The organism is Flavobacterium sp. ABG, from assembly GCF_001027725.1.
GTDB lineage: Bacteria > Bacteroidota > Bacteroidia > Flavobacteriales > Flavobacteriaceae > Flavobacterium > Flavobacterium cupriresistens.
Genome location: NZ_LEKS01000015.1, coordinates 1 through 19444, shown reverse-complemented (window position 1 = coordinate 19444; position 19444 = coordinate 1). Strand labels below are relative to the sequence as shown.

Here is a 19444-nt window from a genome sequence, read left to right as displayed (position 1 = left end):
GTCGCTAAAATAGGGAGTAGCCCGGAGAATATTATTTTTTTCAAATGTAAAGTAGACGACAATTCTACTTTTTTATAGAATTTAATTTTGAAGTGTAAAATGTTCGCTTTCAAAAATAATATAGTAATACCATAATAGCTTTTATTTTTTTGAAGATGTTTTCTGTTTTGGTTAGGATTAGTTAGCTGATAAATAGAAATCTAAGTGTAATTTAATTTTTTTTAGTGCTGTTCATTGCAGCATTTTTTTACAAATGTTATTTGACTTTTTAACGGTCATTAACAAAGAAATGAGATTCATTTTAGGAATAAACTGAATTTCAATTTTTAGTATTTAGATAAAATTAATTTGTTCCCTTCCATTTTATATCAAATGGGGGATTTTTATATGTAACGCTTATGAGAAGAAAAGTACTTAACTCGCTATTTTTTTTGTGCTCCTTTGTTTCTTTATTTTTTAATTATTCGGAAATAAGTGCAAAAAATGTTAAATTCAATACTGGTATTTTACCTGGTTTTGAGTCTTCTTTTAGGAATGAAGATGAAAAAAGCTATATCGATAAATCAGTACAAGATTTGTCGCTATATGATATTTCAAAAAACAATACCGCCTCAACGGTTTACAACTTAGTAACGCACGGAAAGAGTGGGGCTCTTTATATAGAAAACAAATGGAGAAGCAAAGAGGAAATAGCGCTTTGGATGCTTCAAAACATTGATTTTTCTAAAATTAATCACATAAATATTTATGGTTGTGAATTTGCTAAAGGTAGAGAGGGAAAGGCTGCAGTTCGTTTTCTGGAGCACGCATTGGGGATTACAGTTGCAGCTTCTAACAACATTACAGGTAAAAATGGGGATTGGAATTTAGAGGTAGGAAAACCTGTTCAAGCTCTTAGTTTTAAAGAATACAAACACAATTTACAGTATGCTCCGGGCAATGATTTTGATGGCGACGGAGTCATAAATTCGGTTGATTTAGATGATGATAATGACGGAATTTTGGATGCTTTAGAAGCTCCAAGTTGTTATTATAATGTTTTTGAAGCTTTGGTGATGGCTAAAGTTTCTACAGGATTAACTTCTTCTACAGTAAACAGTATAGCCGTAACTCCGGCAGCAGATATTCCAACACTTCGCGATGGAGTTTCGACCACATTGGCGGCTTCCGATCATGTGATAGCAGCAGGACAAACCAGCGCTACAACTTCGGTTATTTATACGATTGAATATCCCGTACCCGTAAATCTGGCGACGGTAAATGTAATTGGAGCAACAGCAAGTTGGGGAACCGGCTCTTTTGCCGTTTTAGAAGGTTCTACAAACGGTACAACCTACACTATGATTTCAGCGCCATTAGCCACAAGTGCAGGTACTACCAAAACCTGGACCGTACAAGCTGCGAATCAAAATGATTTTTACAGATATTACAGAATCAGGGTTTCTACAGTAGGGTCAACTACGCCCACTTTTACCAATTTTGAAGTTACAGCTACCCAAGGTCCGGCTTTTTATAGCGCTTCGGCAAATCCAAAACCAACCTGTAGTGTCGATACGGATGGTGATGGTGTGACCAACAATTTTGATTTAGACAGTGATGGAGACGGCTGTCCGGATGCGAGAGAATCCAGAGTTACGGGAGTGCTGTTGAGTGGTACTTTTATAAACATAGGCGGAACTGTAACGGCTGCAAATGCGGTAGCACAAGGACCTTATGGAACAAATGGTTTAGCCAGTTCATTAGAAAATAACGATACTTCTTCAGCAGTTTTAAACTTTTATGCGGCCTATAATCCGTATGCAGTGAGCAATGTTTATAAAGGCTGTTTAGACAGTGATACAGACGGTGTTCCTGATTTAGCTGACCTAGATGATGATAATGATGGTGTCTTAGATGCCATAGAAGCGCCTGGTTGTTACCTTAGCGCATCGGAAGCGTTGGTTATAGCAAAAATTGGTACCGGAATGTTTTCCTCTACGGTAAATAGTGTGACGGTAACCCCGGGGGATGATATTCCAACTTTGCGTGATGGAACTTCTACATCAGTAGCAGCTTCAGATCATGTGATAGCTGCGGGGCAAGCTAATTCTACAAGTTCCGTAATTTATACGATTGAATATCCAGTACCGGTAAACTTAGCTACCGTAAATGTAATTGGAGCAACAGCAAGCTGGGGAACCGGCTCTTTTGCCGTTTTGGAAGGTTCCGTAAATGGAATGGTATATACGACCATTTCGGCACCGGTGGCTACAAGTGCTGGTACCACTAAAACCTGGACCGTACAAGCTGCGAATCAAAACGATTTTTACAGATATTACAGAATCAGAGTGTCTACTGTAGGGACAACTACGCCTACTTTTACCAATTTTGAAGTTACAGCAACTCAGGGTGTAGCAAATTATGCTGCCTCAGCAAATCCAAAAACGACCTGTAGTGTCGATACGGATGGGGATGGTAAAATCAATACTTTAGATTTGGACAGTGACGGAGACGGTTGTCCGGATGCTAAAGAATCTGGAGTTAGCGGAACTTTATTGAGTGGAAGTCTTGTAAATACATCAGGTACCGTAACAGCGCCAAATGCTGTTGCACAAGGACCTTATGGCGCCAATGGTTTGGCCAATGGAATAGAGAACAATGATACCTTTTTGGCAACCACAAACTACACACCTTTATACGATTCATATGCTACGGCTTCGGGTCTGAATTTGTGTGGTGTTGATACCGACGGTGATGGTGTGGGAGATTTAACAGACTTAGATGATGATAATGATGGTGTTCCGGATGCTACAGAAAGTCCTGCTTGTTATTATTTGGCAGGTGAATGGAACAGTTTAGCCAAACCGGCCGTAGGAGTTTCCGTTACTTCTTCGTTAACAACGACTACAGGTAATTTTAGTCAGTTAACAGATGGGATTGGTAACGCAACAGCGGTAACCTTCTCTGCTACACCGACGCAGGCAATTCAGAATGCGAATGTGTATTTATTCACTTTTGGGCGCGCCATGAAGTTGGAAGCATTGTATCTGCAGTTTAATACGGCTACACAATTTGCCGGAACGACAAAGATACAGGGATCCAATACGAATAATGGAGCAGACTGGGTTGATTTGTCGGCAGCGATAGCACAAACGGCAGGAACCAATGTTACCACAAATGGGTTGGTCAGCCTAACGAATTCTATTGCCTATCCGGTGACGCTGAACAAAACAATTGGTTACAAATATATCAGAATAACAGGAGTTGCGGCTTCCAATATTGCGGCGCAGAATGCTTCCGAAGTCTATTTTGATTTCAATATAGCATCCTACATCGCTTCAAACTATCCTAAAAGTACTTGCGTAGATGCAAACGTTGATGGTGATGGTATTTTGCCTCAGTTGGATTTAGACAGTGATGGTGATGGTTGCAGTGATGCTTTTGAATCGGGAGCTACCACAAATCTAACTGCGAATTTTAAATTTACCGGTGCAGACTCTAATGGAGACGGTTTGGTTAATGCTGTCGATTCGGATGGAGACGGAATTGTAAATTATACCTCTACCTACAAGCCATATGCACAGTCAAAAACTATTCGCGCCTGCGAAGACACAGATGGAGACGGTATTTATGATATCGCAGATCTTGATGATGACAATGATGGAGTTACAGATATAAATGAACAAACCAAAGCGTCTTGTGGTACTGTAAATTGTACCAGCTGGGTATCTCCTCCTACAACAGCTACCACAACAGCTCCGGCTACGGTAGTGGTAGATGGAGAGGAAGTATCGTATACCATAACCACAAACACAACTATAACGGCACAAGGCAGTACCGGTTACACATTTCAGTGTGGTTTAGGACCTCTTAACGGTGTGCCTTACTGGCAAAGAGTCGATGCCAACAACCAAACGGTTACGTTTAACTTTAGTAAACCGGTAACCAATTTTCAGATTGTGGCAGCGGCAATTGAAAGTGCACCACCTGGACTTATAGAATCTTTTCAGGTTACAACTAATAATGGCACCGGACAGCAGACCATGTGTGAGTCCTGTAACAAAAGTAATCTTACCACTATTGACAATCAGAATGTTGGTGTTATGGCGAATGGAACTTCTACAGAAATATTTATTGTAGATGGTCCCGTGTATACGAGTGTAACAGTAAAAGTAACCAGTGTTGGTGGTGCTTATTTAATGGCTTACGGACTTTGTGCCTTAAAAACGTATGATGATTCCAATTATTTGGATTTAGATACAGACGGAGATACGATTAGTAACCGTTTGGATTTGGATAGTGATGGCGATTCTTGTGGCGATTTGGTTGAAGCAGGCGTTAGCCCAACAACAGATGTCAGTACGCCTTCTGCTACCAACAATGTGGGTGGAAGTTACGGAATTTCAACTCCGGCAGGAAGTCAGTTAAATCCAGCTGCTACAGATGTAAATAATGACGGTTTGAATGACAGTGTAGATACGGATTTGGATGGCGCTACGAGCTACACCAACACGTATTATCCGTTAGCATTAGACAGTAAATTAAATTCATGCTCAGACAAAGACAATGATACCGTAAAAGATATTACAGATATAGATGATGATAATGACGCGATACTCGATGCTGTAGAAAGCCCGAGCTGTTTTTACACGTTTCAGGAATTAAAAAATGTATCGTTTGCTACTTCAGATCTTTCTTTTGATTCGGTTACTCAGCCTTTTTCTTTCGCACTTGATGGAGACCCTACTACCTGGGGAGATATAACAACAGGAATTACATCCAACCGAAATCTGATTGAATTTAATCTGCCACTTGTAACATCACTACCATTAGCTACAGTTACAGTTCAGATCGGAATAAATAACGCTTTTCCAAGTAGTAGTTTTCAGCTTCAGGGTTATAACGGAACCTCATGGGAGGCATTATCTGCAGCGCAAGCTATGACTACTCCGAATATAACGTATACCTATACCAATACGCTACAACCCACTAAAGCTTATAACCGATTCAGAATACAAGGTTTGGCGGGAACAGGATCGGTAACAAACGGTACAAGACTTCACGAAGTTAATTTTACTTTTGCGCAGCCTTATATCATCAGTGTGCAACCTAAAGCAGTCTGCTCGGCAGATAGTGATGGAGATACGGTACCTAATTATCTGGATTTAGACAGCGATGGTGACGGTTGTCCGGATGCCAAAGAATCCGGTGTGACAGGGACATTGTTAAGTGGTAATGTAATAAACACTTCAGGCACAGTAAGCACACCAAATGCAGTAGCACAAGGACCTTATGGGACTAATGGTTTAGCAAATCCGCTGGAGAATAATGATACCTCTGCTGCAGCTACTAGTTTTACTTCCACCTATAGTCCATACGCATTGAGTACCGCTTTAAATGGTTGTGCTGATTCTGATGGAGATGGTGTTGCTGATTTAGTAGATATAGATGATGATAATGATGGTATTGTAGATGCGGTAGAAGCACCAAGCTGTTATTATACGGCTAGCGAAGCCTCAGTGGTGGCTAAAGTATCTACAGGATTGACCACTACAACAGTTAATAGTGTAGTAGTAAATTCAGGTGATGATATCCCAACCCTTCGTGACGGTACTTCTACAACAGTAGCAGCCTCAAATCATGTTGTTCCTGCGGGATTAGTGTACACGACAAGTTCTGTACTTTACAATATAGAATATCCTGTACCGGTAAATATAGCGACATTAAATGTAATTGGAGCTACAGCAAGCTGGGGAACAGGGTATTTAGCAGTGCTGGAAGGCTCAACCAATGGTTCAACTTATACCACTATTTCGGCACCTGTAGCCACAAGTGTAGGAACGACGAAAACCTGGACAGTACAAGCCGCCAATCAGAATGATTTTTATAGATATTACAGAATCAGGGTTTCTACAGTAGGAACTACTACGCCAACTTTTACCAATTATGAAATTACTTCAACTCAAGGACCTGCAGTTTATGCATCTTCTGCGAATCCAAAAGCTACTTGTAGTGTCGATACGGATGGTGATGGTATAACCAATAATTTAGATTTAGACAGTGATGGTGACGGTTGTCCGGATGCCAAAGAATCTGGGGTTACCGGTACTTTATTAAGTGGTAATCTTGTCAATACATCGGGTACCGTAAGTGCTCCAAATGCAGTTGCTCAAGGACCTTATGGAACTAATGGTTTAGCAAATCCTTTAGAAAATAACGATACGAGTGCAGCAATAACAAGTTATAACACTACTTATAATCCTTATGCATTGAGCACTACTTTTAATGCCTGTACGGATAGTGATAGTGATGGAATATCAAACTTGGTGGATATTGATGATGATAATGATGGTATTTTAGATGCTGTTGAGGCGCCAAGCTGTTATTATACGGCTTTAGAAGCTTTGACTTTATCTAAAATTACTACTGGCTTGGCAACTACTACTGTTAATAGTGTAGTGGTGACGACGGGTACTGATATACCAACTATGCGTGATGGTACTTCTACAACTGTAGCTGCCTCCAATCATGTTATTCCGGCAGGGTTAACAACCGCTACGAATTCAATTATTTATGCTCTGGAATATCCGGTACCGGTAAATGTTGCAAATATTAATGTAATAGGAGCAACAGCAAGCTGGGGAACAGGATCTTTTGCCGTATTAGAAGGATCAACAGACGGAAGCACTTACACGGTTATTTCGGCGCCACTTGATACGAGTACGGGAACAACCAAAACCTGGAGTGTATTGGCAGCGAACCAAAATAATTTTTATAAATATTATCGTATTAGAGTTTCTACTGTAGGCTCAACCACACCAACTTTTACAAATTTTGAGGTTACAGCGACTCAGGGCCCTGTTGCATATGCTGTGTCAGCAAACCCAAAACCAACTTGTAGTGTTGACACAGATAATGACGGAGTAACCAATAATTTAGATTTAGACAGTGATGGTGACGGTTGTCCGGATGCTAAAGAATCTGGGGTTACCGGTACATTATTAAGTGGTAATCTTGTCAATACATCGGGTACCGTAAGTGCTCCAAATGCTGTGGCACAAGGGCCATATGGAGTTAATGGTTTGGCGAATCCATTAGAAAATAATGATACGGCGGGAGCGGTAACGAGTTATACTTCAACCTATAATTTGTATGCCACTTATAAAGCTTTAAATGCTTGTGCAGATAGTGATAATGATGGAGTGAGCGATCTGGCAGACATAGATGATGATAATGATGGTATTCTGGACGCTGTAGAAGCGCCAACTTGCTATTATACAGCAGCTGAAGCTTTAGTGTTGTCTAAAGTATCAACAGGACTTGCAACTACTACAGTTAATAGTTTAGTGGTTAATCCAGGAGACGACATTGCAACAATGCGTGATGGTACTGCTACAACAGTGACAGCCTCTAATCATGTGGTTCCAGCTGCGCTGGTATATACGACAAGTTCCGTAATTTATAACATTGAATATCCCGTACCGGTAAATTTAGCGACAGTAAATGTAATAGGAGCTACGGCAAGCTGGGGTACAGGATTTTTTGCGGTATTAGAAGGTTCAACAAACGGTACAACGTACACAACTATTTCGGCGCCGGTAGCCACAAGTACAGGAACAACCAAAACCTGGACGGTACAAGCTGCGAATCAAAATGATTTTTATAAATATTATAGAATAAGAGTATCAACTGTAGGTACCACTACACCAACTTATACCAATTACGAAGTTACTTCAACACAGGGACCTGCGGTTTATGGACCTTCATCAAATCCAAAGCCAACTTGTAGTGTGGATACTGATGGTGATGGTATCACCAATAATTTAGATTTAGACAGTGACGGTGATGGTTGTCCGGATGCCAAAGAATCAGGTGTTACAGGTACTTTATTAAGTGGTAGCCTTGTAAATACTTCAGGTACTGTAAGTGTTGCAAACGCAGTAGCACAAGGACCTTATGGAACCAACGGTTTAGCCAATCCATTAGAGAATAATGATACAGGTTCAGCAATAACAAGTTATAATTCTACTTACAGTAATTATGCGGTTTTTAGTACTTTAAATGCCTGTACAGATAGTGATGGTGACGGAATAGGTGATATTGCCGATATTGATGATGATAATGATGGTATTTTGGATACTGTTGAAGCACCAAGCTGTTATCTGACAGCAACTGAAGCTTTGGTTATAACAAAAGTAGCTACAGGATTGACAACTACGACTGTTAACAGTGTAGTTGTAAGTTCGGGAAGTGATATTCCAACCCTGCGTGATGGTACTACTACGACAGTAGCTGCATCAGATCATGTTATTCCTGCGGGATTGGTTTATACGACCAGTTCAGTGATTTACAATGTAGAATATCAGGTACCGGTAAACTTAGCGACATTAAATGTAATAGGGGCAACCGCAAGCTGGGGAACAGGTTATTTTGCCGTATTGGAAGGTTCTACAAATGGAGTTACTTACAACACTATTTCGGCTCCTGTAGCCACAAGTGCAGGAACAACTAAAACCTGGACGGTTCAGGCCGCCAACCAAAATGATTTTTATAGATATTATAGAATCAGAGTATCTACAGTAGGGACAACTACACCAACTTTTACCAATTTTGAAATTACAGCAACTCAAGGAACTGCAGTTTATGGAGCTTCGGCAAATCCAAAACCAGTGTGCAGTGTCGATACTGACGGGGATGGTGTAACCAATAATTTAGATTTAGACAGTGACGGTGATGGCTGTCCGGATGCCAAAGAGGCTACCGTTACGGGGACATTATTGAGTGGTAGTCTTGTGAATACTTCAGGTACCGTGACCGCTGCAAATGCAGTTGCTCAAGGACCATATGGAGCGAATGGTTTGGCAAATCCATTAGAAAATAATGATACAGCAGCAGCTGTAACAAGTTATACATCAACTTATAACCAGTATTCGTTAAGTGCAACCTTAAATGCCTGTTTAGATACTGACGGTGACGGAGTGGGAGATTTAGTTGATATTGATGATGATAATGATGGGATATTGGATACAGTCGAACAAGGTAGCTGTGTTTCTTTATTAAATGGTGTGGTTGATGGCTCTTTTGAAGCAGCTGCAGGTGTCGCATGGAATGAAAATACCAATACAGCTAGTTTAAACTCAACACTAGGGCCTACAGGCTGGGCTTCTTCGGGAAGTTGCGATACCTGGACGGGAAGTTTTTCATTAAATGGTTCCGGATTTTGGGGAGGTGCGTTGAATGGTACACAGGCTACGCCGGATGGAAATATCTTCGCAGCTATTTATAATGGCTTTACAAATGAAGCGATGAGTACAACTATTCCAGCTTCAAAAGGAATTCAGATTGGACAATCGTATACGTTTGATTTTTATCAAATATTTGGAGGAACAAATGGAGTAACAACCGTTGGTCAGCAGGCGCAATTGAGATTTACGGTTGATGGAGTCGCTTATCTTTCGGATATGATGACTTATAATGGAAACAATATTAAGCAATGGGCTAAATCTTCCATAACTTTTGTTGCTACAACAACTGCTCCGGCATTGGTTATTGATGTACTCGCTGCTGGTCCCGGTGATGGAAACTATATTGGAATTGATGGCATAACCTTATATAAAGCTAATACCCCGGGTTGCGGTAACATTGAAACCGATCTTGACGGGGACGGTATTGTAAATCGATTAGATTTAGATAGCGACGGTGACGGTTGTCCGGATGCCAAAGAATCAGGTGTTACTGGAACTTTATTAAGCGGTAATGTGGTTAACACATCAGGAACTGTGAGTACAGCAAATGCTGTAGCACAAGGCCCTTATGGAGCTAATGGTTTAGCAAATCCATTAGAAAATAATGATACAGTTGCGGCAACTACAAGTTATCCGTCAACCTATTCTTTATACGCGTTAAATGCAGGTTTGAATGCTTGTAAAGATAGTGATGGCGACGGAATATTAGATTTAGTAGATATCGATGACGATAATGATGGTATTTTAGATGCTATAGAAGCACCAAGCTGTTTTTACACCAGTTCTGAAGTTTCAGTTATAGCTAAAGTTTCTACAGGATTAGCCTCATCTACAGTAAATAGTAGCGCAGTAACTGCAGGAAATGACATTCCTACTATGCGTGACGGAATTTCAACAACAGTGGCGGCATCTGATCATGTAATAGCTGCTGCACAAACAACTACAACAAGTACTGTAATTTATACTATAGAATATCCCGGTTTAATAAATTTAGCGACCGTAAATGTAATTGGAGCTACAGCCAGTTGGGGAACAGGATCTTTTGCAGTGCTTGAAGGTTCAGTAAACGGTATAACGTATACCACTATTTCGGCGCCACTTGCCACAAGTACAGGAACAACTAAAACGTGGACGGTACAAGCTGCGAATCAAAATGATTTTTATAAATTCTTTAGAATTAGAGTATCTACGGTTGGAAGTACAACACCAACTTTTACCAACTACGAAATTACAGCAACCCAAGGTCCGGCAGTTTATGCGGCTTCTATAAACCCAAAACCAACTTGTAGTGTTGATAGCGATGCTGATGGTATAACGAATAATTTAGACTTAGATAGTGATGGTGACGGTTGCCCGGATGCCAAAGAATCTGGCGTTAGCGGAACATTATTAAACGGTAATCTTGTAAACACATCAGGTACGGTGAATGCTGCAAATGCCATTGCACAAGGACCTTATGGAAACAATGGTTTAGCCAATCCATTAGAAAATAATGATACTTCTTTCGCTACTACAAGTTATACGTCAACTTATAACGCTTATGCAATTTATAAAACTTTAAATGCCTGTGCTGATACAGATGGGGATGGAGTGGCAGACTTAGTAGACATCGATGATGATAATGATGGTATTTTAGATACCGTTGAAGCAACAAGCTGTTATTACACGGCTGCCGAGGCTACTAAAATAACAAATGTTACTTCAAATCTAACAATAGGAAGTGCTACTCCAATAACAAATACGTATGATGGAATTGACAGTACTGCCAGTGATTTTTACTTTAATCCGGGGCAAAATGCTGTTGGCTTATCGATATACGAAATTACTCCGACAGTTCCCGTTGCCATAACAGCAATTCGTTTTTCTATGTATAATTTAGGCTTCACTGATGGTGGTGCCGGTAATACCGTGAAATTACAAGGTTACGACGGTGCTTCGTGGATAGATTTGAATGCGGCTGCTGTTAGATCAACTATTAATGCAACTGAAACTTTTACTAATACGTTGCAGCCCGGAGTTAAGTACGCTAAATACAGAATAACAGGAGCAACCGGAACAGCTTATTACGCAAGAGTGCTGGAAATTTATGTAGATGCGGCGGCTTCTTATAATGCTTCGCAAAATCCAAAACCTACCTGTAGTGTAGATACCGATGGTGACGGTATAACTAATAATTTGGACTTAGACAGTGATGGTGACGGATGTCCAGATGCAAAAGAAGCGACGGTTACAGGTACTTTATTAAGTGGTAGCCTTGTGAATACTTCGGGTACAGTAAGTGCTCCAAATGCAGTAGCACAAGGACCTTACGGAGCCAATGGTTTAGCCAATCCATTAGAAAATAATGATACAGCTGCGGCTACAACAAGTTACACTTCTACTTATAATGCTTATGCTATTTATAAAACTTTAAATGCTTGTGCTGATACAGATGGGGATGGAGTGGCAGACTTAGTAGATATTGATGATGATAACGATGGTATTTTAGATACCGTTGAAGCAACAAGCTGTTATTATACGGCTGCCGAGGCTACTAAAATAACAAATGTTACTTCAAATCTAACAATAGGAAGTGGTACGCCAATAACAAATACGTATGATGGAATTGACAGTACTGCCAGTGATTTTTACTTTAACCCGGGGCAAAATGCAGTTGGATTATCGATATACGAAATTACTCCGACAGTTCCTGTTGCCATAGCAGCGATTCGTTTTTCTATGTATAATTTAGGCTTCACTGATGGTGGTGCCGGTAATACCGTGAAATTACAAGGTTACGACGGTGCTTCGTGGATAGATCTGAATGCGGCAGCTGTAAGATCAACTGTTAATGCAACAGAAACCTTTACCAATACACTGCAACCGGGAGTTAAGTATGCTAAATACAGAATAACAGGAGCAGCCGGAACAGCTTATTATGCGAGAGTTCTGGAAATTTATGTAGATGCGGCGGCTTCTTATAATGCTTCGCAAAACCCAAAACCAACCTGTAGTGTAGATACCGATGGGGATGGTATCACTAACAATCTGGACTTAGACAGTGATGGTGACGGATGTCCGGATGCAAAAGAAGCGACGGTTACAGGTACTTTATTAAGTGGTAGCCTTGTGAATACTTCGGGTACGGTAACTGCTCCAAATGCCATTGCACAAGGACCTTATGGAACCAATGGTTTAGCCAATCCATTAGAAAATAATGACACAGCAGCAGGGACAACCAGCTATACATCAACTTATGCTCCAAATGCAGTGAGTGCTATTTTAAATGGCTGTTTGGATAGTGATGGTGATGGAGTAGGTGATTTAGTTGATATTGACGATGATAATGATGGAATATTAGATACAGTCGAATCCGCTATTTGTAAAGTTGCCGATAATTGCGGCGGTTTACATGGTAACGATTCTTGGATTGTTTGGGATAGTGGAATAGGAACTGCCACTTGGTCCGGACATATGACCTACGGCAGCAAAACCGTGACCGTTACCTTGAAGAGCAATAATGCAACAGCAATGAGCAGTACTACTCAAGCGACGTGGGATAATGCCAGTACCGGACTTAATTCTTTTTGTCCAGCCAATTTTACAGGTTCTGTCGTTACGCCGGTCATAAGCAATGCGGGTAGCTGGACTTTAACATTTTCAGAGCCGATTCCTACACCAAGATTTCATATATGGTCGTATGGTGGCGGTGGCGGTCAAGCTCCATTGGTTTTTACGGGCACTTATTCATTAACAAAAATCCAACAGGGTACAGGTTTAAATTTTACCGCAAACAATACTTTGCATCAGTTAGATGGTGTAACGACTTATGCGCAAGGGACGACCGAACTGGGAGACACATTATCGTCTATTACCTTTTCAACTACTCAAGCTGAATTCTGGTGGTCTGTTAACGTTTCTGCAGATTTGACAGCCGTAGCCGCAGAGTGTGGCGACATAGATACTGATGGAGACGGTATTGTAAATCGATTGGATTTAGACAGTGATGGTGACGGTTGTCCGGATGCCAAAGAAGCAACTGTTACGGGTACTTTATTAAGCGGTAGCCTTGTGAATACTTCTGGTACGGTAACTGCTCCAAATGCAATTGCTCAAGGACCTTATGGAACCAATGGTTTAGCCAATCCATTAGAAAATAATGATACAGCAGCGGCTACAACAAGTTACACTTCGACCTATAGTCAATATGCAGTGAACAGTACTCTGAATGCCTGTATCGATAGTGATGGTGATGGAGTAGGAGATTTAGTGGATATCGATGATGATAATGATGGTATACTGGATACGACAGAGTGTTTGCAAAGCAGTGTTAGTGCGGTACCTTCAACGGTATTGATTAATACAACCAACGAAGATACTTTTGGAATAAGAACCGGTTTAATAACTGAATTTACGAATTATATGCCTGCGGGGTCTACTGTTTCAAACTTTCTTACTTTAGAAGGTGCAACAGTACCGGCAAATTATTATAGCGGTTATGATATGGTGGTTATTGAATCTACCAGTAACACCATTAATGCAGCACATTGGGCCGCTCTTACAGATGCTATTGTCAATAAAAAAAGTAAATCATTTGCCTTTTTTGTCGATGGTTGTTGTAATGCTGCCAACATGACCAGTCTGGTAAGCATGCTGAATACCGTATACGGTTCGAGTTATTCTGTGGGACCTGTTATTAATGCGCAGGATTTAGCACTAAATGCAAATGCCGATTATTATAGTTTAATGAATCCAATATGGCCGGTTCCCCATGGAGCGGTATTCCAACTTATAAATGGAGTAGCAGATAAGGATGTATTGAATTATGGTCAAGGATTCCCTAACTCCGCCTTTATAATTATGAGACAGATTCCGGGCGCTTCAAGCAAAGGAAATTTTGTTTTTGTTTCTGATGATGCAACACCGACACAATCAGGATATTATCCGCAAAATCAAGGAAGAATTGCAACCGCTTTAAACACGGTATTACATAGTGATAGCTCTTGTAACCTTGATACTGATGGTGATGGAATTCCGAATCGATTAGATTTGGATAGTGATGGCGATGGTTGCCCTGATGCTAAAGAATCGGGTGTCACAGGAACTTTATTAAGTGGAAGTCTTGTCAATACTTCAGGTACTGTGAGTGCTCCAAATGCTGTGGCACAAGGACCTTATGGAGCCAATGGATTAGCAAATCCGTTGGAAAATAATGATACTCAATCAGCGACTACAAGTTATGCATCAACCTATCCTAATTATGCGCTTTCTACTGGTGTGAATGCTTGTATAGATACAGATAATGACGGAGTGCCGGATTTAGTTGATATTGATGATGATAACGATAGTATTTTAGATGTTATAGAAGCACCGAGTTGTTATTACACAGCCGCCGAAGCTTCGGTTATAGCAAATGTATCTACAGGATTAGTATCCACTACTGTAAACAGTGGACCAATACTTCCCGGAAATGACATTCCAACAATGCGCGATGGTGTTTCTACTAATGTGGTAGCCTCTAATCATGTTGTACCGGCGGGATTAGTTTATACAACCAGTACCGTAATTTATAACATTCAATATCCTGTACCGGTAAATCTTGCCACTCTAAATGTGGTTGGAGCTACAGCAAGTTGGGGTACAGGGTTCTTTGCCGTATTGGAAGGTTCAACAAATGGTACAACTTATACAACCATTTCAGCACCGGTGGCTACAAGCGCAGGAACAACCAAAACATGGACGGTTCAGGCAGCTAATCAAAATGACTTTTATAAATATTACAGAATCAGAGTATCTACAGTAGGAACCACAACACCAACATTTACCAATTATGAGGTTACTTCAACTCAGGGTCCTGCTGTTTATGTAGCTGCATCAAACCCAAAAGCAACTTGTAGTGTGGATACCGATGGTGATGGTGTAACGAATAATTTAGATTTAGACAGTGATGGCGACGGATGTCCGGATGCTAAAGAATCAGGAGCTACAGGAACATTATTAAGTGGTAATCTTGTAAATACTTCAGGAACTGTAAGCGCTCCAAATGCAATAGCACAAGGGCCTTATGGAGCCAATGGACTCGCCAATCCTTTAGAAAATAATGATACTGCTGCGGCAACTACAAGTTATTTATCTACTTATAATAATTATGCTATCTATAAAACGTTAAATGCCTGTTCAGACAGTGATAATGACGGAATATCAGATTTAGTAGATATAGACGATGACAATGATGGAATCTTAGATGCCGTTGAAGCACCAAGCTGTTATTATACAGCAGCCGAAGCTTTGGTTTTATCTAAAGTATCAACTGGATTGACAACAACTACAGTTAATAGTGTTGTAGTGAATTCAGGTGACGATATTCCAACCATGCGTGATGGTACTTCTACAAATGTAGCGGCATCCAATCATGTTGTTCCGGCAGGATTAGTTTATACTACAAGTTCTGTAATTTACAATATAGAGTATCCGGTACCGGTAAACTTAGCGACATTAAATGTAGTGGGAGCTACCGCAAGTTGGGGAACAGGGTATTCTGCAGTGCTAGAAGGTTCTACAAATGCGAGTACGTATACTACGATCTCAGCACCACTTGCCATAAGTGCAGGAGCAACCAAAACCTGGACAGTGCAAGCTGCCAATCAAAATGATTTTTATAAATATTACAGAATAAGAATTTCTACGGTTGGAACAACTACACCAACTTATACCAATTATGAAATCACAGCGACTCAGGGAATTGCGGTTTACGGAGCTTCAGCCAATCCAAAACCAACTTGTAGTGTTGATACAGATGGTGACGGTATAACCAATAATTTAGATCTAGATAGTGATGGTGACGGCTGTCCGGATGCCAAAGAATCGAGTGTTACCGGTACATTATTAAGTGGTAGTCTTGTAAACACTTCCGGGACTGTAACTGCTCCAAACGCAGTAGCGCAAGGACCTTATGGTGCCAATGGTTTGGCCAACGGGCTGGAAAATAATGATACTACGAAAGCAGTAACAAGTTATACATCAACCTATACTAAATACGCTACAGCATCAGGCTTGAATTTATGTACCGATACAGACGGTGACGGAATTGGAGACCTAGTGGATATTGATGACGATAATGACGGTATTTTAGACACCGCAGAAACGGTTATTGGTGCCTGTGCTCAATTCGGTACAAGATATTACGCGACTGTTCCGGGATTTGATAATAGTTTAGGCAGTACGGCTTTGGCAAGCTATTTTAGCGGAACTGATATTTATGGACAACCAACGTTTCCAAGTCAATATACAACTAATGCAAATAATCCAAACGGAGGAAATGCAGGTACCTATAATGTCGTAGTTACCACTTCGGGAATTACGCAAGCTTTATACGATGATTCCGTAGGTACAGCAGCGAATGGGGATCTTGAAATGATAGTGGACGAGTTCTATTTAGACCTACGTACACAAAATAATGTACAGTTTAATGTAACATCCGGAGGAGCTGTAGATTATACATGGCTTTCTGTTTTTCCAAATGGAGATCCTTCTGAAGTTCCTTTAACAACACAAATTACAACAAGTACAGGTGCAGCAAGTACATTTACACCTGCTTTTACCAATGCAACAGGAAGAGTTTTAGTTAGAGTTTATCATTTTGATAATGGCGCCGGAGACAATTATGTTGCGCAATGGCAGTCTGCTCAGACCACAGTAAGAACTATTTCGTCTGCTAATGTTAGTTCCGGTTGTATCTTGGATATCGATACTGACGGTGACGGAATTGCAAACCGATTAGACTTAGACAGTGACGGTGACGGTTGTCCGGATGCCAAAGAATCCGGAGTTACAGGTACCTTATTAAGCGGTAATCTTGTAAATACTTCCGGTACTGTAAGTGCTCCAAATGCAGTAGCACAAGGGCCTTATGGTAACAACGGTTTAGCCAATCCATTAGAAAACAATGATACGGCTGCGGCAACCACAAGTTATCCTTCAACTTATACACTATATGGATTAAACAAAGCTTTAAACGTTTGTGCTGATACAGATGGTGATGGAATCAATGATTTAGTGGATATTGATGATGATAATGATGGTATTTTAGACGCAGTGGAAGCACCAAGTTGTTATTATACTGCTGCAGAAGGATTGGTTATAGCAAAAGTTTCGACCGGTTTAGCCTCTACGACAGTAAATAGCATAACGGTTACACCAGGAAATGATATTCTAACTTTACATGATGGGACTTCTACCAATGTAGCAGCATCCAATCATATTGTCGCAGCCGCACAAACGAGTACTACCAGTTCAATAATCTACACGATAGAGTATCCGGCATTTGTAAATTTAGCCACAGTAAATGTAATTGGAGGAACGGCAAGTTGGGGTACAGGATCTTTCGCTGTTTTAGAAGGTTCAATTAATGGCGTAGCGTATACGACTATTTCGGCTCCGGTGGCAACCAGTGCAGGAACAACCAAAACATGGGCAGTACAAGCAGCAAACCAAAACGATTTTTATAAATACTATAGAATTAGAGTATCTACAGTAGGATCGACTACGCCAACTTTTACAAATTATGAGATTACAGCGACTCAGGGACCTGCAACTTATATTGCGTCATCCAATCCAAAAGCTACTTGTTCCGTTGACACAGACGGTGATGGAAAAACCAATAATGTAGATTTGGATAGTGATGGTGATGGTTGTAGTGATCATTTCGAATCCGGTGTTAGTATGAATCGTACTTCTAATTTTACATACGGAAGTTCACAACCGGACACGAATTTAAATGGATTTAATGATACACTTGAGTCTCTTGCAAGCCCTGGGATATACACAGGAACTTATACTTATGTTAATGCAACAATAATAAGTCCGGATTCCGATGGTGATGGTGTAGCAGATTCTTGTGATTGTTTTGATAACACGAGAACTGACACCGATGGTGATGGAGTTCCGGATTATGCTGATGTTGATGACGATAATGACGGAATTTCCGATATAGTAGAAGGTACCGTAGATACTGATGGTGATGGAATCATCAACAGTTTAGATTTGGATAGTGATAATGACGGTATTCCTGATGCAATAGAAGCTTCCGGAAATCTTGCAAGCTACACAAGTCTTGTTAGTTGTCGTTTCCCTGACGGAAATGTTATTGATGCAGGTGGCTGTGAAACAGGACAGTCTACAGGCGGATTAATAACACCAATAAATACAGATGGCGATGCTTTACCGGATTATTTAGACCTTAACAGTGATAACGATAGCTGTAGTGATGCTCAGGAAGCAGGAATCAATATAGTAACTTTTACAGTTAGCGTTAACGCCTATTCAGCTGTGAATGATGGCAGTGGAACAGGACTAACAAATGCAGGTTGCTTTAAACCTATTAATACTGATTGGATCAATAGTGCTATTGCTAAAGCATGTTGCGAAATAATTGAAACCAGTTTGACAATAGCGGCAAACAGTCCAACAAATTGTACTCCGGGCAATGATGGAAGTTTGGTAATTAGTAATGGAGGACTTTTACCTGGAAAAATTTATCAGGTTAGCTATGTGAAAAATGGAGCTGCTCCGGTAGTAGCCAATATGACATCAAATAGCAGCAGTCAATTAACGATTCCGAATTTAATGCCGGGAAGTTATACGGATGTTATAGTTTCTCTTATAACAGACAGTGGCTGTTTTGGTGAAGTGCCTGGTGAACCATTTATAATTCAGACTTATCAAAGTAATTTAGCAGTTACTAATCTTGCTACTAATATTGGTTGTCAAGGTCAATCTACAGGTGCCATAAATGCAACTGTTAACGGAGGAACTGGTCCATTTACATATAGTTGGAATACAGGACAAACAACAGAAGACCTAACAGGAATTCCTGCAGGAAGTTATACCTTGACAGTAACAGATGCTAAAGGGTGTAAATTTGTTACTAGTCCAATAGTGATTACTCAGCCATCTAGTACTTTAACTGCTAATTTAACGAAGCAAAATGCAACTACCGGTCAAGGCTGTAGTAACGGTAGCGTTACAGTTACCGCTACAGGTGGTACAGCGCCATATACGTATCTATGGAGTAATGGAGGTACAACAGCAACCATTACAGGACTTACCAATGGAGCTTACAGTGTTACAGTCACAGATACTAACGGCTGTACGTTCACAGAGAGTGTAGTAGTGGATTGTGTGAATACCTGTGACGCAGTAGTAACAGTTGGAACCGTTACCAATGTATTGTGTACCGGAAC

1 protein-coding gene is annotated in these 19444 nt (G+C 40.5%); it reads left to right on the top strand.

Annotated elements, in window-relative coordinates; genetic code table 11:
* Positions 1–398: 398 nt before the first annotated feature.
* Positions 399–19444, top strand: a 19046-nt coding sequence (locus tag AB674_RS15405) for a DUF4347 domain-containing protein (protein ID WP_047778029.1), incomplete at its 3' end; no start/stop codon positions are given.